The 23,355-nt window shown below is 66.4% G+C and carries 21 protein-coding genes; 15 read left to right on the top strand and 6 right to left on the bottom strand.

Annotation, left to right across the window (positions count from 1 at the left end):
• Nucleotides 1-97: 97 nt before the first annotated feature.
• Together CCS01_RS27345 and CCS01_RS27340 are read right to left on the bottom strand one after the other, a co-directional pair.
• Nucleotides 98-877: a hypothetical protein gene (locus CCS01_RS27345; protein WP_104521937.1), complete on the bottom strand. Its 780-nt coding sequence runs from the start codon at nucleotides 875-877 to the stop codon at nucleotides 98-100.
• 305 nt (nucleotides 878-1,182) lie between these two features.
• Nucleotides 1,183-2,169, bottom strand: a complete 987-nt coding sequence (locus tag CCS01_RS27340; RefSeq protein WP_104521936.1) for a hypothetical protein — start codon at nucleotides 2,167-2,169, stop codon at nucleotides 1,183-1,185.
• Nucleotides 2,170-2,649: 480 nt separating this feature from the next.
• On the opposite strand from CCS01_RS27340, the gene CCS01_RS27335 reads away from it, so the two are divergent.
• On the top strand, nucleotides 2,650-3,729 hold the full coding sequence (locus CCS01_RS27335) for a transglycosylase SLT domain-containing protein (protein ID WP_104521935.1): 1,080 nt from the start codon (nucleotides 2,650-2,652) through the stop codon (nucleotides 3,727-3,729).
• Nucleotides 3,730-4,234: 505 nt separating this feature from the next.
• On the opposite strand, the gene CCS01_RS27330 is transcribed toward CCS01_RS27335, so the two are convergent.
• The 4 genes from CCS01_RS27330 to CCS01_RS27315 form a co-directional block, all read right to left on the bottom strand.
• Entirely contained in the window at nucleotides 4,235-4,915 is a 681-nt protein-coding gene (locus tag CCS01_RS27330) for a hypothetical protein (RefSeq protein ID WP_104521934.1), read from the bottom strand.
• Nucleotides 4,916-5,770: 855 nt separating this feature from the next.
• Nucleotides 5,771-6,598 (bottom strand): hypothetical protein, encoded by an 828-nt coding sequence (locus CCS01_RS27325; RefSeq protein WP_104521933.1) that lies wholly within the window; start codon nucleotides 6,596-6,598, stop codon nucleotides 5,771-5,773.
• A 1,388-nt stretch (nucleotides 6,599-7,986) separates the two neighbouring features.
• Nucleotides 7,987-8,403 (bottom strand): AlbA family DNA-binding domain-containing protein, encoded by a 417-nt coding sequence (locus tag CCS01_RS27320; protein ID WP_146101992.1) that lies wholly within the window; start codon nucleotides 8,401-8,403, stop codon nucleotides 7,987-7,989.
• Nucleotides 8,404-8,462: 59 nt separating this feature from the next.
• On the bottom strand, nucleotides 8,463-9,377 hold the full coding sequence (locus CCS01_RS27315) for an SDR family NAD(P)-dependent oxidoreductase (protein ID WP_104521931.1): 915 nt from the start codon (nucleotides 9,375-9,377) through the stop codon (nucleotides 8,463-8,465).
• Between the two features lie 155 nt (nucleotides 9,378-9,532).
• Here CCS01_RS27315 and CCS01_RS27310 point away from each other — a divergent pair, with 155 nt between their 5' ends.
• The 14 genes from CCS01_RS27310 (at nucleotide 9,533) to CCS01_RS27245 (ending at nucleotide 23,188) form a co-directional block, all read left to right on the top strand.
• Nucleotides 9,533-9,799, top strand: a complete 267-nt coding sequence (locus CCS01_RS27310; RefSeq protein WP_104521930.1) for a type II toxin-antitoxin system Phd/YefM family antitoxin — start codon at nucleotides 9,533-9,535, stop codon at nucleotides 9,797-9,799.
• Nucleotides 9,796-10,182, top strand: a complete 387-nt coding sequence (locus CCS01_RS27305; protein ID WP_104521929.1) for a type II toxin-antitoxin system VapC family toxin — start codon at nucleotides 9,796-9,798, stop codon at nucleotides 10,180-10,182. The genes CCS01_RS27310 and CCS01_RS27305 overlap by 4 nt, the downstream gene beginning before the upstream one ends.
• 269 nt (nucleotides 10,183-10,451) lie before the next feature.
• The gene (locus CCS01_RS27300; protein ID WP_158258636.1) at nucleotides 10,452-12,614 is read left to right on the top strand and encodes an HWE histidine kinase domain-containing protein; all 2,163 of its coding nucleotides are present in this window, start codon (nucleotides 10,452-10,454) and stop codon (nucleotides 12,612-12,614) included.
• Nucleotides 12,615-12,684: 70 nt separating this feature from the next.
• Nucleotides 12,685-13,053, top strand: coding sequence for a response regulator (locus tag CCS01_RS27295; RefSeq protein ID WP_104521927.1), 369 nt, complete (start codon nucleotides 12,685-12,687; stop codon nucleotides 13,051-13,053).
• A 786-nt stretch (nucleotides 13,054-13,839) separates the two neighbouring features.
• On the top strand, nucleotides 13,840-14,334 hold the full coding sequence (locus CCS01_RS27290; RefSeq protein ID WP_104521926.1) for an SUF system Fe-S cluster assembly regulator: 495 nt from the start codon (nucleotides 13,840-13,842) through the stop codon (nucleotides 14,332-14,334).
• A gap of 9 nt (nucleotides 14,335-14,343) precedes the next feature.
• Nucleotides 14,344-15,831, top strand: coding sequence for a Fe-S cluster assembly protein SufB (gene sufB, locus CCS01_RS27285; RefSeq protein ID WP_104521925.1), 1,488 nt, complete (start codon nucleotides 14,344-14,346; stop codon nucleotides 15,829-15,831).
• Between the two features lie 5 nt (nucleotides 15,832-15,836).
• Entirely contained in the window at nucleotides 15,837-16,586 is a 750-nt protein-coding gene (gene sufC / locus CCS01_RS27280; RefSeq protein ID WP_104521924.1) for a Fe-S cluster assembly ATPase SufC, read from the top strand.
• Nucleotides 16,583-17,881, top strand: coding sequence for a Fe-S cluster assembly protein SufD (gene sufD / locus CCS01_RS27275; protein WP_104521923.1), 1,299 nt, complete (start codon nucleotides 16,583-16,585; stop codon nucleotides 17,879-17,881). Before sufC ends, sufD begins: the two co-directional genes overlap by 4 nt.
• Nucleotides 17,878-19,122 (top strand): aminotransferase class V-fold PLP-dependent enzyme, encoded by a 1,245-nt coding sequence (locus CCS01_RS27270; RefSeq protein ID WP_408887513.1) that lies wholly within the window; start codon nucleotides 17,878-17,880, stop codon nucleotides 19,120-19,122. The genes sufD and CCS01_RS27270 overlap by 4 nt, the downstream gene beginning before the upstream one ends.
• Nucleotides 19,119-19,595, top strand: coding sequence for a Fe-S cluster assembly sulfur transfer protein SufU (gene sufU, locus CCS01_RS27265; protein ID WP_104521922.1), 477 nt, complete (start codon nucleotides 19,119-19,121; stop codon nucleotides 19,593-19,595). The genes CCS01_RS27270 and sufU overlap by 4 nt, the downstream gene beginning before the upstream one ends.
• Nucleotides 19,588-19,986 (top strand): SUF system Fe-S cluster assembly protein, encoded by a 399-nt coding sequence (locus CCS01_RS27260; RefSeq protein WP_104521921.1) that lies wholly within the window; start codon nucleotides 19,588-19,590, stop codon nucleotides 19,984-19,986. Before sufU ends, CCS01_RS27260 begins: the two co-directional genes overlap by 8 nt.
• Before the next feature lie 23 nt (nucleotides 19,987-20,009).
• Nucleotides 20,010-20,375, top strand: coding sequence for a HesB/IscA family protein (locus CCS01_RS27255; protein WP_104521920.1), 366 nt, complete (start codon nucleotides 20,010-20,012; stop codon nucleotides 20,373-20,375).
• A gap of 340 nt (nucleotides 20,376-20,715) precedes the next feature.
• Nucleotides 20,716-20,997 (top strand): nucleotidyltransferase family protein, encoded by a 282-nt coding sequence (locus tag CCS01_RS27250; RefSeq protein ID WP_158258635.1) that lies wholly within the window; start codon nucleotides 20,716-20,718, stop codon nucleotides 20,995-20,997.
• 451 nt (nucleotides 20,998-21,448) lie between these two features.
• A complete protein-coding gene (locus CCS01_RS27245; RefSeq protein ID WP_104521918.1) occupies nucleotides 21,449-23,188 on the top strand; it encodes a pyrroloquinoline quinone-dependent dehydrogenase in 1,740 nt (579 codons plus the stop codon).
• Nucleotides 23,189-23,355 lie beyond the last annotated feature (167 nt).

Raw genomic sequence — 23,355 nt, 5'->3', positions numbered from 1 at the left:
CATCAGGCACAGACGGTGCCGCAACGGCTGCCTTATGACAGAAAGCGCCGGAGGCATGAACCACCGGCGCGATCCCGTCGTCCGATCAGGCCAGTTGTCAGCCCTTCCGGCTCTCGTTCAGCAGCACCGGCAGTCCCAGCCAGCGCGACAGCGGGGCGGGGTCGTGGATCAGCGAGGCGCGTCCCTTCTGGTCCTCGGACAGCACCCGCCACCCCAGTTTGCGCGACAGCGGCGCCGGGTCGTCCGACAGCACGCGCCAGCCGAACTTGCGCGAGATCGGCGCCGGGTCGCTGGTCAGCACGCGCCAGCCGAATTTCGACGACAGCGGCGTGGGGTCGTGCATCAGGGAGGCCTTGGCGTCCTGCCGATCCGACAGCACTTTCCAGCCCAGCCAGCTCGACAGCGGGGTCGGGTTGTTCGGCGACAGCACCTTCCAGCCGGCCTTGTCGGACAGCGGCGTCGGGTTGTCCGTGTCCAGCACCTCCCAGCCGAACTTCGACGACAGCGGCGCCGCCGGGTCCGCCACGGTGGCGCTGCCGGTCGCGCCCGCCGCGCGCCGCGGGCGGCGCTCGACCGTGTCGGGCACGTCGGTGATGTGGGTGTCGACCGGGCCGGCGCCGTCGAGGGCTTCGGTCGCGCGGCCGGCGGTGCCAAACATCGGCGTGACGGTGACGACCGAGCGGCCGCGACCCACCGCCTCGGCATAGGCCTTGGCGCTGCCGGCGGACATGCCGGTCGCGGCCAGGACCGCCTCCGCATCCTGTCCACCGGGGTTGACGACGTGGATCTGGCTCTCCGTGGTGAACTTCTTCAGTTCGTCCGCGGCTTGCCGGGCCTTTTCCGGGCTGTCGTAGATGCGGGTCACGGTGACTGGCATGGTTCCTCTCCGTTTTTTGCGCGAAGCATATGTAACGCGCCGGTTGGCAGCGCACCGCTTGCTGGCGAGGATTTGAAAGCGTGACGGTGTACAGCCCGTCCGGCGAAATGCCTCGCCGCCGTGTGCCGGGTCATGTCGCACTGTAACGCGACATTGCCGGCGCGGCGGCGTGGCGCGGGATGAGTCCGGCCCGGAACCCCCGGTCCTGCAACGACGGCGCCCGCGGCCGGTACAGCCCTCGAGGCGGGGGTGTCGCCACCGCCCGCCTCGGCTGGTTGACATGTCCGGCAGGCCGGCTTCGGGGATCAGGCGGCCAGCACGGGCACGTCCGTTGCGGGCACATCGGTCGCCGGCACAGGCTGGGGCCTGCCTTCCACGGTCGCCCGCAGCGCCTGCAGTTCGGCCTGCAGCGCCTCGATGGTGCGCTGGAGGTCCTGCGGGCTGGGCGGCCGCAGGGCGAGCGGATCGCGGCCACGGACCCGGGCGAGGCCGTCCAGGATCATCGTGCGGTGCACCCACATGACGTAGCCGATTTCGCCGCCGTTGCGATAGGCGCAAGCGGCTTCCGGGCGGCGGCGGATGGCGAACGTCACGCCGGCGACGACATAGGCCAGCAGCAGCGCCACCACTGCGGCGACCACCAGGCCGGCGATCATCACCAGGTGGCTGACGGTGCTGGTGAACGGCGCGGCCCAGCCCTGGACGGTGCCGATGACCTGGTCCAGCGGGCCGCCAAGGTCCTTCACGGCGCCGACGGTGCGGCCAAGCTCGGCCTGCGCGGCCTGGATGCCCTGCCCGAGCGGGCCGTTCGGGCCGAGCGGCGCGAACGCCTGGCGCAGCGGCGTGATCGGGATGTTCACCGGCTGGCTCGGCAGGGTGATGGTCGGCAGCGCGTTGTTCGCCACCGAGCCGCTGCCGATTTTGATCGGGCCAACCCAGACGTCGTTCTCGGGGATGCGGACCTGCTGGCCGCCGGCGGTGCCGAACTGGCCCGGCTGGATGCTGATGTCCTGCAGCGACGCCAGGGTCTGGAAGGTCTGGCCGATCTGCGCGTCCAGCCGCTGGGCGTCGGCGGCGACGGACTCGTAGCCGGCGCGGATGGCGGCGATGCGCGGGGTGATCTGGTCGTTGACGGTGTCGGCGATGGCCTCGACCTTGGCGCGGGTGACCTGCACGACGTCGACCGCGAGCTTCACGGTGATGCCCAGGCCGACGACGACGATGATCGGCGGGCCGAGCGACAGCACGAGTTGGCCAACGCCATTGAGGCGGCGGCCCATGGTGCGGAGCATGGATCGTTCCTTTTCAAATAATGCCAATAATCGGCGACAGACGGTTGCGATGGATTGGCGCTGTCGTCGCCGCCGGTTTCAGCAGGCGCCGCGGCGTGGGGCAGTGACGGGGGTTACGTTTCCGGTGTTTTGTCGCGTGGTCCTGGTCACGGCGAGACAAAGACGCAGTATTCTTCTCGATTAAGTCAACTGACGGGAAAAGTAGCCAGTTGTGGCCTTTGTCACTTCTGGCAGACGAAAAAAGCGGAGTCGTTTACTTCGTCACATCGCGCCACCCAGGCTCATGCCAAGGCGGACGGGCATTCTTTTCCAGGAGCCCCGCCGATAAGCGACACATCCCGCCCACGCCACGCGCTGCCCCGCCGCGCGTTCCTGCTCGGCTGCACGCTGCTTGCCGCCGGATGCGCCTCGCATGGCATCGCGCCGGCCGCGAGACTTGCCGACGGCGCCACGACCGTCCCTGATACCGATGACCTCACCATGCAGGAGGCGATGCAGGAGGCGACGCGCCGCCTGACCCACGAGTGCACGCAGCTCTGGGGTCCCGGCAACGCCAGGCTGCCGACGGCCAAGACCTGGGTGTCGCACAGCGCGGACCTGACCGGCCGCGGCGAGATGGATTTCGAGTATGGCGTCTTCACCGCCCAGGTGCTGGTCGACGCCGACAAACAGGCGGATACGATGGAGGAAGCCGTCGCCAGACTGCGCAAGCGGCTGCAGGTCGCCGAGACGCTGACGCCCGCCGAGATGCCCGCCGATGACATCGTTGCCAAGCTGGCCGCGAAGATCGCCGGGGCGCCGCCGCCGGACGCGACGCCGATGCCGGCCACGCCGGAGAACGAGACGCCGGTGCTCGCCGGCCTGATGCCGGCCGACGCCATTGCGAAGCTGAAGCCTGCGGCGCTGCAGCGCACGCCGGTCACCGGCGAGGATGGCCACAAGCGGGTGATGCTGACCTACCGCGTGCGGTTTGAGGACGACCATTTCCTGATCCTCGCCGCGCACTATGTCGAGCCGGTGGAGCAGGCGGCAAAGCGTCACGGGCTGGAGCCGTCGCTGATCTACGCGGTGATCGAGACCGAGAGCGCGTTCAATCCGCGCGCCCGGTCGCCGGTGCCGGCCTACGGCCTGATGCAACTGGTGCCGCGGACCGCCGGCCGCGATGCCTGGGCCTATCTGTACGGCGTGCCGAAGGAGCCGGATGCCAACACGCTGTATGATCCGGATACCAATATCGCGCTGGGCTCGGCCTACCTGAAGATTCTGTACAGCCAGTATCTGAAGGCCATTTCCGACACGACGAGCCGCACCTATGCCGTGATCGCGGCCTATAACACCGGCGCCGGCAACGTCGCCAAGGCGTTCAACGGCACGACGCGGATTGCCAGCGCTGCGCGGCTGATCAACACGCTGTCGCCGGAGGAAACGTTGCAGCGGCTGACCATGCAGCTGCCGTATGAGGAAACCCGCCGCTACGTGGCCGCGGTGGTGGCGCGGGAGGCGCGCTATCGCCGCTTCGACAGCCCCGGGTCAGGCCGAATGCTGGCGTCATTGCGCTGATGCCGGCCCGGGTGGCCGTTGCCTTGCCGTCGTCGCCGGGCTTGTCCGCCCAGGCGTTGACAGAACGGAAGCGGGGCACGGCCGCCGCGCCGCAGGGCATCCGATTCCGTCTCTGCGCGCTCTGCGCTCCGCTCGGCGGTCTCTGCGTTTTAAAAATGCGGTGCCGCAACAAAGAACAATGCTGCGCGTGAATCGTCCCACCTGCAACGCCGGTGGTGCCCCGGCCACTGCGATTCAACGCAGAGCACGCAGAGAAGAAACTGGGGCGGCCTGCGATTGCTAAATTGGGGCGGCCTGCGGCCACGGTGGCTCGAACGCAGCCGGGCTGTTCCTGTTGCGATTTACGGCCTGGCAGTCAAGACGATCAGGGCCGGATCTATAACGCCATCTTGGACCGGTCCGCGCGTAGCGTCGGCTGGCGGCCACGACGCGGAGAAAGCCCGTGAGGCGGGGGATGTCGCCATCGCCCCGCCCCGCGCCCATTTCCGTTAAGAAAGAAACAGGCTTACTTCTTCGACAGGACCGGCCAGCCCAGCTTGTCCGACAGCGGGGTGGCGTTGTTGGACAGCAGCGACCAGCCGTACTTGGAGGACAGCGGGAACTTCGTGTCCGACAGCAGCTTCCAGTTGAACGCCGACGAAGCCGGGAACTTCTTGTCCGACAGCAGCTTCCAGCTGAAGGCGCTGGAGGCCGGGAACTTGTTGTTCGACAGCATGCCCCAGCCGAACAGCTTGGAAGCCGGGAACTTGTTGTCCGACAGTAGCTTCCAGTTCATCTTGGAGGACAGCGGGGTCGGGTCGCTGGACAGCAGGTCCCAGCCGGCGGCGGCCGACAGCGCCTGGCCGGCGCCGGCGTCGTTCTTCGCGTCCGGCTGCGCGCCGGTGGCCAGCTCGCAAGCCTCGGTCGGGCTGCAGCTGTCGAGGATTTCCGCGGCTTCGGCGGCGCGGCCGAACAGCGGGCAGACGGCAACCATCGTGCCGCCCTTGGCGACCGAGGCTGCCAGCGCCGAGGCGTTGGCCGCCGGGATGCCGGCCGCCGTGATGGCGGCAGCGACGTCAGCCGCGGTCTTGCCTTCGCCAGAAACGACGGCGATCTGGCTGTCGTTGACGTTGCTCTTCTTCAGCTTGGTGACGGCGCTCTTCGCGTTCTGAGGAGCGTCGTAAATACGGATGGCAATAACGGTCATTGATCCACACTTCCGTGAAAGGGGCAGGGCTTTGCTACCGCATTACCGGTCCTCCATCAACCCATGATGTACACTTTCGTTGACGTATTTTCTGCGTGACACTCATGCCTGCCGTGCGCCGGAAGCGTCGCCCGGTGTTGACAATGGACGGATTGCCGCTGATCCGGCCGTCGGATTCCCTGTTTCCCGGCGCGGGGAAAGCGCCGGAGGCTTCAGCTTGTGCGTACAACGCATGTGTACACAGAATGGGGGAGCCGCCACTGCTGCCCCGCGCCGGGGCCGATCAACGGCCGCGGGCATGCCGGCGCTCGCCGCACGGCGCGGAACCGCCCCGGCGCCACGATCGGCCGCCGAAGAGTCCGCTCCCATACCCTGGGTTCTTGCGACGGCGGGACGGCGGCAGTGTTGTCCCGGGCGGGCCAGGGCAACGGCAGAGGCCGGATTGGCGACTGCTTTCAACACGGAGAACGCGAAGAATCCACGGAGGACCACGAAGGGTGTGAACGAGTCAGCCAATGATGCAGCACGGGCCGTGCGTCAGGTACAAGCCATAAACCGCTTCGGGCAGGCGAGGCGACGCTGCGAAGCGTCTTGATCGCCAGCCCAGGAATGCGGTTCGTCCGGTCCCGGTGCGCCCGCAAGGTCCGGTCTCCGTGGTGCTTCGTCGTCCTTCATCTTCCTCCGTGGTGAGAATCGCGGAAGGATGAACAAACACGGACGTTTCCAGGGGGGCGCTGCGGCCGCCCGGCCCGGCTTCAGCCCCCCATTCCCCATCGCTTGCCAATGATGGGCAGGGCCAGAGCTGGAGAGCCTTCTGCCACATCCAATGGGGGCGGCATCGCCGGCGCCCTATACTCAGGACCGCGCGGTCCGGTCCCTGGTCAGGGTCGGGAGGCCGACGCAGGACGACACCGTGCCGCTGCCCGACAGCCGCGGCAGCCCCGACAGCGAGGCGGAACTGTTGATCAGCGTCGGAATGTGCAGCAGGGAGGACAGCGGGGTCGCGAAGCGCCGCAGCCAGGGCATGTCGAGGAAGCGGGACAGCGAGGCCTCGTGGCTCAGCAGCAGCTTGATGTGCAGCGCCGAGGACAGATAGGCCGGGCCGCGGGTCACCGAGCCGCCCATGATCCGGGGGGCGCCCTTCAGGATCGCCGGCCCGAGCAGCGTCGTCCTGGCGCGGGCGCGGCCGACAAGCTCCGGCATATGCAGCGCCGTGCACAGGGTGCGGCCGCGCTTCGTCAGCATCGGCAGGCCGAGAATGGCCGACAGCGAGGAGTCGGGATCCGCCAGGGGCGGCATGTGCAGCACCGAGGAGGCCGGCGCCGCCTCGTCCCACGGACGCATCCCCGGGAGCACGCGCGCCGGCACGCCGGATTCGACTGGATCATGCTTGTCCAGGATCGCCGTGGCGTTGCCGGCGGCCCCGAACGGCGCGCGCACCGTGACCAGGGAGGCGCCGCGCGTGACGCTCAGCGCGTAGATCGCGGCCTCGGACTTCAGCACCCAGCCGGCGGCGATGGCGTTGACGACGGCGTCGAACGGCGGGCCGCCGCTGCCCGCCCGGGCGCTGGACCCGGCGATGACGGTGATTTGGGAATCGGTGAAGCGGTGCAGCTTCAGCTCGTTGACGGCGGCTAGGGCATTCTCGTAACTGCCGTAGACCCGTGTAATGATATCGGCCATGACGTCACCCTTTTTCTGACACTAGCCTTTAATTCATCGCAAGTACATGTTTGTTCATGACATGTTTCTCACGTGGCAGTGATATTACAGGATAAAGCCAGCCTGAAAAGTATGCGGGGCGAGGGTCCGCTGCCTATTCGGTCCAGAATAGACCGGGACGCTAAAGAATCAAACATCCGGCACGAAGCTGTTACCGTTGGAGCACAGGCAGGCCCGCCGGTGTCGTCGCCGGGCCACGCAGGATGCGGCCCGGGGATGGAACCGGGGCGGAGCAAGGTCATCCCCGTATCGTCATGGCCGGGCGTGTCCCCATGCGTATCAGGCCATGACGGAGGGGCAACGGACCCCTCGCCCATTTTTCCGCCATCGCGGTACCGGCGCGGCGGCTGGCTATAGCAGACCGCAGGTCGGTTGGGACGCACAGGCGGCCTGTCTTCACCGTCATGGCCCGGCTTGTCCGGGCCACCCGTTCAAGCACCGATGCCGCGACAGGTGGCCCGGACAGGCCCTACCGGATGCACAGATTCCGGAAACGATCCGCTGCCGCCGTGGCTCAATACTGTCATGGCTGGTGCCGGTTTCACCGACGGCAATCAAGCGAACACGGAGTTGCACGGGGTTTGCACGGAGTTCCGCAGAGAACGTTGGTCATGCGCGTCGCGCGAAGCGGGTAAAATAATCGGACGCCGCCAAGGAGGCGATCATGATGCGGCCGCCCCGGACGACTCTGCGCAACTCCGTGCGAACACCGTGCAACTCCGTGTTCGCTTGATTGCGGTGGCAGACCCGCCCCCGCCCCATCCCGGTCGGCACGACGCCCCACGCCAGATGCGTGCGGGTCACACGACGGCGAGGCGGCCCTGCGCGTCCTCGGCCAGTTGCCGGTCCGCCCAACGCGCATCGGCGCGGCGAAGGCGGCACCCTTCCGGGGCATCGGGCGAGCGCTTGGCTCGGCGGTTGTTTCCAGGATCTGTGCATGCGGTAGGGACAAGCCGGGCCATGACGGTGTCGGTGCACCGTCGCCCTGTCCCAACCGATCTGCGGTTTGCTGTAACTCTGTGGCGGCCCATCGTCGGCCGCGGCCGATCCAGGCCATGACAGGGGCGCACGCCGCTGGCCGCACCGCAATCCGCTCTGGACGGGCACCCCGGCCGCCGCGCACCCAGCCCGAAGACAGGCATGCTGCCGCGGTATTCCTGCACCGGACGTCCGACCATCCTGCGACGTGCTGTAGCGCAGCGGGCCGCCGGGCACGTCGCCGGACCGGCCGTGAAATGTGGGCGCCCCCTGCACCGCCGGAAACCAATGGTCCGCGACGATCGCCCGCGCCGCCGCCGGCGCGGTGCCCGAGGCAGATCGGGCGGAGCAGGAGCAACCAGGCTCCTTTATTAAAGCAATGATCCCTGGGGATCAGGCTCGCTACCCGTTGGCAGGCGGGGCTTGCGCTTCCGCGACGGAAATGCCGATCCAGGCCTCCACTCGACGACGAGCGGAGGCCTGCTGCGTTCGTAAATGCGCCGCTTGATCTGGCCCGGACCGAGCCGCGTGCCCGTGAAGCCCGGCACGCCCTTCATCTTGTCGGAAACGCCAAGGACAATGATGCCGCCGGCGGCATTGGCAAAACAGATCGCCGCGTCGGCCAGCATTGTCCCGATATCGCAGGCCGATGCTCGATCTTCCTTGAAATCAAGCGTGTCCGATTGCAGGGCGCCAGCGGCCTCGCCGGCCGATATGCGGGCCAATGCGGCGTCCACCTCGGAGCGATCGAGTGGCATGTTTGACCGGAGTTTGATGTTTCCCTGCACACTGTGTTTCCCCGCACACTGTAGGGCAACATCAAACCCGGATCAAACGCCCCGTCAGCTCACACCGGATCCCAGCTGAACACGTCGCCCGACCGGTCCAGCGGCATGAACGCCGCCTGCATCGCCGGGATGCAATGCTCCGCGATCGTCTCCGGCGTCCACCCCTCCGCCCGGTGCACGATCCTTATCGGCCGCGGCGAGCTGAACAGGATCATCTCGTTCATCCGCGTGCCGAACACCTGGCCGGTGACGCCCTTGGCCGCATCGGACGACAGGAACACCGCCATCGGCGCGTTCTTGTCCGGCGTCATCTGCTGGATCTTCGCCACCCGCGCCTGCTGCTCGGGCGTCGTCGCCGGGATCGAGCTGGTCATCCGGCTCCAGGCGAACGGCGCGATGCAGTTGGAGCGCACGTTGTAGCGCGCCATGTCCAGCGCGATCGACTTCGACAGCGCGGTGATGCCTAACTTCGCCGCCGAATAGTTCGCCTGGCCGAAATTGCCGATGAGGCCGGAGGTGCTGGACATGTGCACGAAAGTGCCGCTCTCCTGCTTGCGGTAGTGCTCGGCCGCGGCGCGGGAGACGAAGAAGCTGCCGTTCAGGTGCACGGCAATCACCGACAGCCAGTCGTCCTCGGTCATCTTGTGGAAGATGACGTCGCGCAGGATGCCGGCGTTGTTCACCACCGCGTCGATACGGCCGTAATGATCCAGCGCCGCCTGGACGATCTTCTGCGCGGACCTCCAACTGGCGACCGATTCCGTGCAGATCTGGGCGGCGCCGCCCTTCTGCTCGATCATCTGCTTGGTCTGCTCGGCCGGGCTGGCCGAGGCGCCCTCGCCGGTGAGGGACGCGCCGATGTCGGCGACGATCACCTTGGCGCCGGCGCCCGCCATCATGATGGCGATCTCCCGCCCGATGCCACCGCCGGCCCCGGTGACGACCGCGACCTTGCCTTCCATCATGCCTGCCATCGTTTCCTCCTCGATGTGATGGCGACGAGGCTAGGCGGGTCCGGGCGGCTTGTGAACCCTGGCGCGCCCGTTGGCGGGCCGGACGGGTCCGGCTTGACCCGGCGGCGGCGGAGAGTACACACGCGGTGTCCACAATCCGTTGTAGGCAGGCCACGATGGCGCAATCCGATGCCGTGCCGCCGCCCAGGGTCGGCGTGCGGGAGTTCCGGGAGAACCTGACCGAATTCCTGCGCCAGGCGCGCCAGGGCGCGTCGTTCCTGATCACCTCGCACGACCAGGTGGTGGCCGAACTCGGCCCGCCGCCGCAGTCGCAGCTCGCCCCACGCCAGCCCGGGGCGCTGCGCGGCCGGATCCGCATGGCGGCCGATTTCGACACCCTGCCGCCGGACGTGCTGGCGGCGATGGAGGGCGACGGCGGATGAAGCTGTTGCTGGACACGCCGGCGCTGCTGTGGTGGCTGTCGGACGACGCCCGCCTCGGACCTCGGGCGCGCGGCCTGGTCGCCGAGCCGGGCAACGACGTGCTGGTCAGCGTGGTGTCGATCTGGGAGATCCTGGTGAAGATCCGCGTCGGCAAGCTGGAGGCGGACCTGGGTGACATCGCGGTGGCCTGCGAGCGGCAGGGGTTCCTGTCGGTGCCGATCACGCCGGAGCACCTGCGGCGGCTCTCGACGCTGCCGGTGCTGCATCCCGATCCGTTCGACCACCTGCTGATCGCGCAGGCGATCACCGAGGACGCGACGTTCGTGACCGGGAACCGGGTGGCCGAGCGGTATCCGGTGCAGGTCGTCGGGTGCGGGGGGTAGGTCCAGCCGACGCATCAGGACTCTGCGTCAGGCATCGCCCGGAGGCGAGCGTTCAACAGCCACCACGGGCCTGCCCGATTGAGCTATATCAACGCTTTCGGAAAAGCAGCAAGATATTACAATCGGGACGATGCCTCGTTTGATGCGAACCATGGCGCACCCATCGGTGATACGCGGGCGCGGTTCGGGGCGGCGATTGACAACCATGGCGCTGCCGGGCCGGGCCACAGCGGCGGCGGGCACAATATTTGATGTATGGGATCCTGGCTGTGTCGAACGACAGCATAGCTTCAGACATTGCTCCTGGCGAAGCCGATCTGACGTCGTGCGACCGCGAACCGATTCACATTCCGGGGGCGATTCAACCATACGGCGTGTTGCTGGCGGTGGACCGCAAGGATTTCGTGATCCGCCAGTTTGCCGGCGACACCCAAGCCTTGCTTGGCATCAAGCCTCGCCGCATCGCACAGCTTTCGTTACATAGCATTTTTGCCGAACCGGTGCTGCAGGCCGTTGCCGAGCGTCTCCGCGATCCTGCCGCCACCGTCGTGCCATCGATTCAGGCCGGTATCGTCATTCCCGGGGCTGCTTCGCGGCTGGATATGACGATCCATGCGCAGGGCGATCTTGCCGTTGTCGAGCTGGAACCGTCGCGTTGTGCGGCGGATGGGTATGATCCGATTTCGGACGTGAAGCGAATGCTCGCTTCAGTGGCAACAGCCGAGAACTTCGCCGCCTGCTGCGATGCGGCGGTGCGCGCCGTGCGCGCGATCACCGGGTTCGACCGCGTGATGATCTACCAGTTCCTGGACGATGGCAGTGGAAAGGTCATCGCCGAAGACACTGGCCAGGACGTCGATCGTTTCCTCGGCCTGCATTATCCCGCTTCGGACATCCCGCGCCAGGCGAGGGAGCTGTACCGCCGCAACTGGCTGCGGCTGATCCCCGATATCGATTACAGGCCGGCCCCGCTGAAAATGGCGGGCGAACAGCCTGGCAGCCAGACTTTGGACATGAGCCACTGTTTCCTGCGCAGCGTATCGCCGATCCATCTGGCGTATCTGCGCAACATGGGCGTGACGGCCTCCATGTCGATGTCGATCGTGCATGACGAGGCGTTGTGGGGCCTGATCGCCTGTCATAGCTACACGCCGCGCTATCCGGGCGTTGACCTGCGCACGGCGCTTGAGTTGTTCGCGCAGATTTTCTCCTTGTACCTGGAGGCAAAGCTGAAAGCCGACCAGGCCCAGCGGCGCGTCGCTGCCCAGCGGGTTCACAGCCAATTGACGACGGATGCGCTGCAGGCAGAGGACATACCGGCGGCGCTGGTCGGCGGCCGTGTCACGCTGCTGGATCTTGTTCCCTCAGGCGGCGCGGCGGCCTGGGTGAACGGCCGCCTGGCCAGCGTCGGAAAGGTGCCGCCAGTCCCGGTGCTGGAGCAGTTGATCAAGTGGCTGGACAGCACGAACCACGCGATCTTCCATACGCAACAACTGGGCAGTGTGTTCGAACCGGCCCTGGCGCATCTCGATACCGCCAGTGGCCTGCTGGCGATCGCGTCGCAGCGGCGGGAACGCGACTACATCCTTTGGTTCCGTCCGCAACTGATTGAAACCGTCACCTGGGGCGGGCAGCCCGACAAGCCGGTGGAGGTTGGGCCGCTCGCCGATCGGCTGGCCCCTCGAAAATCCTTCGCGGCCTGGAAGCAGGAAATGCGAGGGCGGTCCGTTCCCTGGGATCAGGCCGATCTGGAAATTGCCCAGGGCTTCCACGTGACCTTGCTTGAGGCGGTTTTCCGGCAAATGGATACCGCCCGGCGCGAACGGGACGCTGTGATCGAGCACCAGAACGTGCTGATGGCCGAGCTCGATCACCGGGTCAAGAATATTCTGGCGACGATTTCGGCTGTCGTTCAGCTCACGAAGTCCAATGCCAACGACCTTGATACGTATGCCGTCTCGCTGCAGAACCGAATCCGGGCCATGGCCCTGGCGCATGAACTTCTGGCTGGGACTCGCTGGCACGGCGTGCCGCTTGCCGATCTCCTGGCGGAGGGAGAGGTTTCATTTGCGACTGGTGGCCGGGTCATCATGTCCGGTGAGCCGGTGACCCTTTCGCCGCGCGCGGCCTTGCCGCTCGCTCTCGTGGTGCACGAGCTGGCCGCCAATGCCGTGAAGCACGGCGCATTGTCCGTTCCCCACGGCCGGATCGGCATCACCTGGGGCAGAGACAATGCAGACAACCTCTTGCTGCATTGGCGGGAGAGCGGTGGCCCCCCGGTGTCGCCTCCGGTCCGGCGCGGGTTCGGTTCCCTGCTGATCGAGCGCAGCCTGAAACAAGAGATCGGCGGATCCGCCATCCAGACCTTCGAGCCTGAAGGGCTGGTCTGCCACCTGGTGATCCCGCGGGATTGCGTGACCTGGACGAGTTGACCGGAACGGCTGTGCGTGACGGTACGGCTCGCGGCTGAGAACGGCGTCGGCGTGGAGGAGGTTTGTTGGGATGCTGCTGGATGGTGTGCGGGTCTTTCTGGTTGAGGATGAGTCTCTGCTGCTGATGCTTGCCGAGGCGACGCTGGAGAGTTTCGGCGCGGTCATCGTCGCAACCGCGTCCAGCCTGGGCGAAGCACTGGTGGAGGCGGAGCGGGTGTCCGCCGATGTCGCGATCCTGGATATCAATCTTCGCGGGGAGATGAGTTATCCGGCGGCTGAAATCCTTGCCAGGCGCGGCATGCCGGTTGTTTTCGTGACCGGTTACGCCAATCTTGCGGTGCCCGCCGCTTTCCGTTCCGCCCTCTGGCTGACGAAACCATATGACGAGAACCGGCTGGTTGAGGTTATCCGCGCGGTTGCCACCACGGCAAGAACGTGACCGGGGCCGGCAGCCAGGAACGCCGCAAACAGCAACCGTTCGGCGGGTTTTCCGCAGTCTGCCAGTACCGCCCGTCGGCGGTTCAGCCCCTATTCCCCCAACCTTTGCGTACCTTGGTGGGCCGGACGGCAAAGGACATTCCGTCATAACCAATGGGGCGGCGCGACTGTCCCGGGTGGGGGTCAAAGCCGGAGGCGGAGCCTGGATCGCCTGCCGATTTTCAACACGAAGAACGCGAAGGACCACCTGAGGACCACGAAGGGATGTGAACCAGTCAGGCGATAAAGCAGCGATGCCCCTCCTTCACGCGACGTCCACGCATCCGCGCAGGACTGCGCCGATGCTGCCATCCGCCACGCCAACAATGCGGTTGGTCAGGTCCCGATTTGCCAGCGAGGTTCGGTCTTCGTAGCCCTTCATCTTCCTCAGTGTTAAGAATCACGGAAGGATGAGCGGGCACGGACGGTTCCGGAGGGCGCTGGTTCCATCCGCCGCGGTCCCAGGCCGTTGCGGGCCGTGCCCAGGGCAAGCGGCGGAGGCCATTCCGCCAGGTCCAACAGGGTCGGTTCCTCCGGTAGGCGGTCTTGGCAGGGTGCAGTACTTTTCTCCAGTACACCTGGGTTCTACAATCCTCTGCCGCGCCCTCGCGTCGCCCGCCGAAAAATCGTTCCCGCTTCGGCTGATTTCCCCCTTGACGCTGCCCGCCCGATACGCCATGTCCTGTTCAATCAGGACTGGTTCGGTCCTGTTAGCCATAAACCGGTCAGAAGCGAGGATTCGCAGGCCATGCTCAGGCTGTCGAAGCTGACGGACTATGCCGTCGTGGTACTGGTGCGACTCTCCGGGATGGACGGGGTGCAGACCTCGCCTGGGCTTGCCGCCACCACGGGCATCCCGGAGCCGACAGTGGCCAAGGTGCTGAAGGCGCTGGCCGCCAGTGACCTTGTCGCGTCGCAGCGCGGCGCCCGCGGCGGCTACCGGCTGAACCGGGCGCTGAGCGAGATCCCGATCGCCGACGTGATCGCCGCGATCGACGGGCCGATTGCCCTGACCGCCTGCGTGGAGGGCACGGGAATGGGCTGCGAGTCACAGGGCCAATGCCCGATGCGCGGGCGCTGGGATCCGGTGAACGAGGCCATCCACAAGGCGCTGTCGGCGATCACGCTGGCTGACATGCAGGTGACGCTGCCGCCAGTGTTCCATCTGTTCGACCCGCCCCTGCCTGACCAGCCGCCCCCCAACCAGCCCCCTCAGGCCGCGCTGTCCGCGGCTGCCGAATAGGATCGCTCCATGGCTGCCGACACCGAAACGCTCGACACCGTCCAGTCCGTCACCCAGTCCGGCTACAAGTGGGGCTTCGAGACCGACATCGAGATGGACATCGCCCCCAAGGGGCTGAACGAGGACATCATCCGCCTGATCTCCAGCCGCAAGCAGGAGCCGGAGTGGATGCTGGCCTGGCGCCTGAAGGCATTTGCCGCCTGGCAGGCGATGCAGGAGCCGCAGTGGGCGCGCGTGGAGCATCCGCCGATCGACTACCAGGAATTGCATTACTACGCCGCGCCGAAGAAGAAGAGCGACGGGCCGAAGAGCCTCGACGAGGTCGATCCTGCGTTGCTGGCGATGTACGAGAAGCTCGGCATCCCGCTGAAGGAGCGGGCGATCCTGGCCGGCGTCGATCCCGACAGCGTGGAAAACCGCCAGGTCGCGGTCGATGCGGTGTTCGACAGCGTCTCGGTCGCCACCACGTTCCAGGAGACGCTGCGCAAGGCCGGCGTGATCTTCTGCCCGATCAGCGAGGCGATCCGTGAGTATCCGGATCTGGTGCAGCAGTACCTCGGCACCGTCGTGCCGGTGGGCGACAACTTCTTCGCCGCGCTGAACAGCGCCGTGTTCACCGACGGCAGCTTCGTCTTCATCCCCAGGGGCGTGCGCTGCCCGATGGAGCTGTCCACCTATTTCCGCATCAACACCCGCAACACCGGGCAGTTCGAGCGGACGCTGATCATCGCTGAAGAGCGCAGCTACGTCAGCTATCTGGAAGGCTGCACCGCGCCGCAGCGCGACGAGAACCAGCTGCACGCCGCGGTGGTGGAGCTGGTCGCGATGGATGATGCGCAGATCAAGTATTCCACGGTGCAGAACTGGTACCCCGGCGACGCGGAAGGCAAGGGCGGCATCTACAACTTCGTCACCAAGCGCGGCGCCTGCCGCGGCGCGCGGTCGAAGATCTCCTGGACGCAGGTGGAAACCGGTTCGGCTATCACCTGGAAGTATCCGTCCTGCGTCTTGCAGGGCGAGGACAGCGTGGGCGAGTTCTACTCGGTGGCGGTGACCAACAGCCACCAGCAGGCCGATACCGGCACGAAGATGATCCATGTCGGCAGGGGCTCGCGCAGCACGATCGTTTCCAAGGGTATCAGCGCGGGGAAGTCGAACAACACCTATCGCGGCCTGGTGCGGATGCTGCCCGGCGCGGCGAACGCGCGCAACTACACCCAGTGCGACAGCCTGCTGATTGGCGACCAGTGCGGCGCGCACACGGTGCCGTATATCGAAAGCCGCAACCCGACGGCGAAGGTGGAGCACGAGGCGACGACGTCGAAAATCGCCGAGGACCAGTTGTTCTACTGCCGCCAGCGCGGGCTGTCGGAGGAAGACGCCGTCGGCCTGATCGTCAACGGCTTCTGCAAGGATGTGTTGAAGGAACTGCCGATGGAGTTCGCCGTCGAGGCGCAGAAGCTCCTGGCGGTTTCGCTCGAAGGATCGGTGGGGTAATCGCTATGCTGGAAATTCGCGGCCTGGCCGCTGCAATCAATGAAAAGCCGATCCTGAAGGGCATCGATCTGACGGTGCCGGATGGGGAGGTTCATGCCATCATGGGGCCGAATGGCTCCGGTAAATCGACGCTTGGCTATGTGCTGTCGGGGCGGGAGGATTACGCAGTCACCGCCGGGTCGGCCACGTTCAACGGCATCGATCTGCTGGATATGGAGCCGGAGGCGCGCGCCGCCGCCGGATTGTTCCTGGCGTTCCAGGCGCCGATTGAGCTGCCGGGCGTGAACAACGCCAACTTCCTGCGCACGGCGCTGAACGCGATCCGCCGCTCGCGCGGCGAGTCGGAACTGGACGCGGTGCAGTTCCTGAAGCTGGCGCGGGCCGAGGCGAAGCGGCTGGCGATGCCGGACGACATGCTGAAGCGCAACGTCAATGTCGGCTTCTCCGGCGGTGAGAAGAAGCGCAACGAAGTGCTGCAGATGGCGCTGCTGCGCCCGAAGCTGGCGATCCTGGACGAGACGGACAGCGGCCTGGATATCGACGCGCTGAAGATCGTCGCCGATGGCGTCAATGCTCTGCGCGGGCCGGAATTTTCCGCGCTGGTCATCACTCATCACCAGCGGCTGCTGGACCATCTGGTGCCGAACCGGGTGCATGTGCTGCTGAACGGGCAGATTGTCCGCTCCGGCGGGCCGGAGCTGGCGAAGGAACTGGAAAAGCGCGGCTACGGCGACCTGATTGCGGAGGCGGCATGAGTACCGGGGCTGCCGGCTTCCTGGAGCGGTATGACAGCGTGCTGAACGCGCTGCCGGGCGACTCCGCCCTGCGTGCCGCCGCCGCTGACGCTTTCCGCACCGTCGGCCTGCCGGGTGGCACGCGGGGGCGGCCGATCGAGGCCTGGAAATACACCAGCCTGCGCGCGCTGGCCGAAACGAAATTCCACCGCGACGCGGCGCCGCGGCACGAGGCGGAAACCATCCTCGCCAACCTGCCGCTGCTTGACGCCCCGCGCATTGTGTTCGTCGATGGTGTGTTGCGGGCCGATCTGTCCGTCATGTTGGCCCCATCCGTCATGCCGGGCGCAGGCCCGGCATCCACGCCTTCCTCCGCGTTCTCCGTCGCCCGCTTCGCCGACCAGGCCGATTTCGGCACGCTGACGTGGCCGGACCGCGAACCGATGGTCGCGCTCAACACCATGCTGGCCGAAGACGGCGCCATCCTGCACGTCCCTGCCGGGCACGACGCCGGCATCGTCCAGCTCATCAGCATCGCCACCAGCGACGCCGACTTCCATCCCCGCCACACCATCCGCCTGGGCGAAAACGCGCGGCTGGCACTGGTGGAAATCGCCGCCGGGCAGGGCGCCTACCTGCTCAACACGGTGGCGGAAATCCATGTCGCCGACGGCGCGGCGCTGACGCATGTGCGCCTGCAGAACGAGGCGGCGATGGCGTTTCACGTCTCCACCACCTATGCCGACGTGCAGGCGGGCGGGACGTACGACAGTTTCACCCTGAACATCGGCGCCCGCCTCTGCCGCACCGAGGTGCACGCGCAGCTGTCCGGCGCCGGCGCGGCGGCGCACCTGAACGCGGCGCAGCTTCTGGTGGGCTCGCAGCATGGCGACTTCACCTCGGTCGTGAGCCACACCGCGCCGAACTGCCAGTCGCGGCAGACGGTCAAGAACGTGCTGGCGGGCCGCTCGCGCGGCGTGTTCCAGGGGCGTATCGAGGTCGCCCGCGGGGCGCAGAAGACCGACGGCTACCAGATGAACCAGGCGCTGCTGCTGTCGCCGCACGCCGAGATCGACACCAAGCCGGAGCTGGAAATCTTCGCCGACGACGTGAAGTGCAGCCACGGCGCCACGGTGGGCGAGCTGGACGCCGATCAGATGTTCTACCTGCGCAGCCGCGGCGTGCCGGAAGCCGAGGCCCGCGCCATCCTGGTGCGCGCCTTCCTGACTGAAGCCCTCGATGCCGTCACCGATGAAACCATCCGCGCCTGGCTGGAGAATGCCGTGGCCGGCTGGTGGGAGAAGCTGGCCGCATGAACGTCATGACCAATCCGGCTGCTCTGGACGTCGAGCGCATCCGCGCCGACTTCCCGATCCTGACGCAGACGATCCGCGGCAAGAAGCTGGTGTTCCTTGACAGCGCCGCCTCTGCCCAGAAGCCGCGGGCGGTGATCGACGCCATGGTGAACGCCATGGAGACGCAGTACGCCAACGTCCACCGCGGCCTGCATTGGATGAGCGAGCGGACCACGGAAAGCTTCGAAGGCTGCCGCGACGCCGCCGCCGCGCTGATGAACGCGCGCGACAGGTCGGAGATCGTGTTCACCGGCAACTCCACCGGCGCGATCAACCTGCTGGCGCACAGCTACGGCCGCGGCATCCTGAAGCCGGGGCAGGCGGTGCTGATCTCCGGCATGGAGCATCATTCCAACATCGTGCCGTGGCAACTGCTGCGCGAGGACCGCGGCATCGAGCTGCGGGTGGCGCCGGTGACCGACGCCGGCGAGCTCGACATGGCCGCCTTCGAAGCCCTGCTGCAGGACGCGAAGGTCGGCCTTGTTGCGATGACGCACATGTCGAACGTGCTGGGCACCGTCACGCCGGCGGAACGCATCGTGCAGGTCGCGCACGCCCATGGCGCCAAGGTGATGTTCGACGGCTCGCAGGCAATCGTGCACCGCAAGGTGGACGTGCAGGCGCTGGACTGCGATTTCTACGTCTGGACCGGCCACAAGCTGTACGGCCCCACCGGCATCGGCGTGCTGTGGGCGCGGCGCGAGCTGCTGGAGGCGATGCCGCCGTTTTTCGGTGGCGGCGACATGATTTCGTCGGTAACATATGAGAAATCCACCTGGGCCGAGGTGCCGCACAAGTTCGAGGCAGGCACCCCGGCCATCCTGGAGGGCATCGGCCTGAAGGCGGCAATCGACTACGTGCAGGCCATCGGCTACGACGCCCTGGCGGCGCATGAGGCCTCGCTTACCGAGCACGCGCTGGCGCGGCTGGCGACCGTGCCCGACCTGCGCATCATCGGCCAGGCGCAGGACCGTGGCGGCGTGGTGTCCTTCGTGCTGGGCAAGGCGCATGCGCATGACGTGGCGACTCTGCTGGACCGCCAGGGCATCGCGGTGCGCGCCGGCCACCATTGCGCCGAGCCGCTGATGCACCGTTTCGGCCTGGACAGCACCGCCCGCGCCAGCTTCGGCGTCTATACCACGCACGCCGAGATCGACGCCCTGGCCGACGGCCTGGTCCGGGTGCGGGATTTCTTTGCATGAGCGGAACCGACAATTTCGACGACCTGCGCGACCTGTACCAGGAGGTGATCCTGGACCACGGCCGCCACCCGCGCCACGCGCAGCGGCTGCAAACGTTCGACGCCACCGCCAAGGGCGACAACCCGATGTGCGGCGACCGCGTGCAGGTCTGGGTGAAATACGACGGCGACAGGCTGGACCATGTCGGCTTCGAGGCCCGCGGCTGCGCCATCAGCGTCGCCTCGGCGGACCTGATGGCCGAAACGGTGCAGGGCCGCGCCAAGGCCGACACCAAGGCGCTGTTCGAGGCATTCCGCACCATGGCCCGCACCGGCGCCTGCCCCGACTGCGGCGGCGCCCTGGCCGAACCGCTGGAGCGCCTGGCGCCGCTGTCGGGTGTGCACGAATATCCATCCCGCGTGAAGTGCGCGACCCTGCCCTGGCACGCCCTGATCGCCGCGCTGGACGGGACGAAGGAGGCAAGCAGTGAATGAGATAACGCCCCCGACCGCATGGACTCCCGACGGCGAGAAGCCGTTGCAGCCGCCGGCCCCGCCATCCGCCCAAACGCCATCCGCCCAAACGCCGTCCGAGGACGCGCTGATCGAGGCGATCGCCACGGTGTACGACCCGGAAATCCCGGTCAACATCTACGAACTCGGGCTGATCTATGCGATCGAGATCGCCGACGACGGCGCGGTGAAGGTGGAGATGACGCTGACCGCGCCCGGCTGCCCGAGCGCGCAGGAACTGCCGGAACAGGTGCACGACGCGGTGCTGACCGTGGACGGCGTCACGTCCTGCAGCGTGGACACGGTGTGGGATCCGCCCTGGGACCCGTCACGCATGACCGAGGAAGCCCGGCTGCAGTTGAACATGTACTGACCGATCGCGATGGAAGCTGGACCATGAGCACGACCACTGCCCCCCGCAAGACCCGCGCATTGCCGCCCCTGATGACCCTGACCGACGCCGCCGCGACGCGGCTGCGCAGCCTGTATGAGAAGGGCGAGCAGGGCAAGCTGCTGCGCATCGCCGTCAAGACCAAGGGCTGCTCCGGCATGTCCTACGACATGTCCTGGGCGGACGCGCCGGCGCCGAGCGACGAGGTGGTGAAGGACAAGGACCTGACCGTCCTGGTGGACCGCAAGGCCTCGTTGTTTCTGATTGGCACGGTGATGGACTACCAAGTGAAGAACCTGACGTCCGGATTTACGTTTGTCAATCCGAACGAGAAGGGCCGCTGTGGGTGCGGGGAAAGTTTCCACGTCTAGAGGACGATGGGAGCAGGCAACGATTGAGAATGCCTTTCAACCGCCACGACGTCAACGCAAAGCCGGCTGACTCCTTGGTGGAGCGGCGTTGACCCCTCCCGGCAGGCACGGGCGCCTGAACCGCAACCTGCTGAACTGGGCGTCCTCGCGGTCCAACTGAAGCTGGACGAGACAGCGGCAGGAAGGCCGCTCTCCGAATGCTGATACCGTGTGCAACGGAGAGCTTTAGGCAAGCCGGGACAAATACCTTTCCGCCATGCTATGTTGCAGGAGTGGCATGACCATGGACAGTCCCCCACCGCCCACTGCGGCCCCCACTGCGGCCCCCACTGCGGCCCGCGTGATCGACACCCTGCGCGCGCATCGGGAAACCCTGGTGCGGGCCGGGGTTGCCCATCTGCCGCTGTTCGGCTCCGTCGCGCGGGGCGAAGCCGGCCCGGGCAGCGACATCGACCTGGCTGCCGAATTCGATCCTGCTGCGAAAATCGGCCTGCTCGATCTGGTCAGGTTCGAGCGCGAACTCGGTTCGCTTCTTGGTCGCGAGGTGCAGATCCTGCCTGAACCGATCCATAAACAGCGCCTGCGTGCCAACGTCGAACGGGACCGTACCCGTGCCTTCTAAACGCTATCGCACGGCTGATTGCCTGCAGGATATCATCGACATATCGGGCGGCGCGGCGTGAAGACCTGGAACCGTTGTCCGGGTTCATGACCGTGAGCGATGCACCCGGATGCCGGCCGGCCCGAGGAAGGTCCGGGGCCCGGCTTGTTCCCGCTGCACGGGACAGGCCTCGCACAGGACCCAAAGCGCCGGCACCCGTCACGATGGCGCGCGCCGGGCGCCATCAAGGCCCTCCACCGGCCACCATCCCGCGCGCCTGACGCCACATCCGCCGACCGAACAATCCTCTGGAAAAGAATCACGTCGTACACTACGGTTTCCCAGTCAGCGAGTGTTGCCCCGCCTCGATCTCGCGTCGGGTTCCTTCAGACTGACCGACCCCGCGGGACGAAGCGCCAGCCATGGGCAGTCTCGATGGCGGCCGGGTCAAAGAAACAATAAGGAGGAAACGATGGGCCTGAAAACAGTGCCACGCGCCGTTCTGCTGTCCATGCTGCTTGCCACGACCGCGCTGCCGACCCTGGCGGCCGATGTCACGCCGCAGCGGCTGATGAACCCTGACAAGGAGCCGCAGAACTGGCTGATGGTCAACAAGGACTACAGCTCCCACCGCTATTCCGAGCTTGACCAGATCAACAAGGACAACGTGAAGAACCTTCACGTCGCCTTCACTGTCGCGCTGGGCGGCGTGAACGGCATCGGGTTCATGTCGCTGGGCGGCCACCAGAGCACGCCTCTCGTGAATGATGGTTTCATGTATGTCGTCGATGGGTTCGGCGCCGTCTATCGCATCGACGTGCGCGACCCGATGAACGCCCGGATCACCTGGATCATGGATCCTGGCAGCAACAAAGCCGACATGTTCACGGCTTCGAACCGCGGCGTCGCGCTCTACAAGAATTTCGTCATCTCCGTGACGAACGACTGCAAGGTCAACTGGACCAAGGCCGACACCGGCGAACTGGTGAAGTCCGTCCAGTTCGACGACATGGTGAAGAGCCACTGCGCGCTGACGGCGGCGCCGCTGGTCATCGGCGACAAGCTGATCGTCGGCGGCAGCGGCGGAGACCGAGGCGCGCGCGCCCATATCGACGCCTTCAACGCGGATACCGGCGACCACCTGTGGCGGACCTACACCGTGCCCGCTCCTGGCGAGCCCGGCAGCGAAACCTGGAAAGGCAATACCCATGCCTGGGAGCACGGCGGCGGCTCGTTCTGGCAGACGGGTTCCTATGATCCGGAAACCAAGCTGACGATCTGGGGCACCGGACAGCCCGTGCCGATGTTCGATCCGGAATACCGTCCGGGCGACAACCTGTACACCAACTCCAGCCTGGGGCTCGACGTCAACACCGGCAAGATCAAGTGGTACTTCCAGTACACGCCAGGCGATTTCCTCGACTACGACGAGATCGGCATTCAGCAGCTGATCGACACCAAGGTGAACGGCGAGGAGCGTAAGATCCTCGCGCACTTCGGGCGCAATGGCTTCTTCTACACGCTCGACCGGACCAACGGACAGTTCATTTCCAGTCAGCAATATGCCGAGAAGGTGAACTGGACTGACGGGATCGACCCGAAGACCGGCAAGCCGGTCGAGTATGACCCGAACAAGGACCTGCAGACCTACAAGATCGGCGCGGCCTCCCGGCGTGAGCAGGGCAAGATCGAGGGCTGCCCGAACATCCAGGGCGGCGTGAACTTCTTCCCGACCTCGTACAGCGAGCGCACCCACATGTCGTATGGCGGCGGCCTGGAAGGCTGCTCGAGCGTCACGGTCAACCCGTCCAATGACGCCAGCGGGGCCTTCTGGCTCGGCGGCGCCTACTCGAACGCCGAGGTGGTCAAGGGCGCCGTGACCGTCATGGATCCCGCGTCCGGCAGGAAGGTCGCCCAGGAGAACCTGCCGCACGCGATCTATTCCGGTGTCACGACGACCGCCGGCGGACTCGCGCTGACGACAACCATCGACGGCAAGATCTACGCCCTGGATGACACGACCCTGAAGCCGCTCTGGGGCTTCAATGTCGGCTCGTTCAGCTCGGCGCCGCCGATGACCTACTCGGTGAACGGCAAACAGTACATCGCCGTGCTCGTCGGCGGCAACATCGTGGCGCGGGACATGCTGAACAAGTCGCCGCAGCTCAAGGATATGCAGAACACGTCCATGCTGTACGTGTTCAGCCTTTGATGCCGGCTGATTGGCTCGTTGATTGAGAAACGGCGTCATGCCCCGCTGTTGCGGGGTGTGATGCCGGGCGGCGCAGAGTTTGCCCGGTCGTGTCGTCTTGGCGGCCGCAGGGCCGCTATCCACGCCTTGCGGCGCTGAACCACACGAAGGACCCGTCAGGAGATAAC

Source organism: Rhodopila globiformis, assembly GCF_002937115.1.
Lineage (GTDB): Bacteria > Pseudomonadota > Alphaproteobacteria > Acetobacterales > Acetobacteraceae > Rhodopila > Rhodopila globiformis.
The sequence above is the reverse complement of the archived record's forward strand: the minus strand, read 5'-3'. Positions and strand labels throughout refer to the sequence as shown.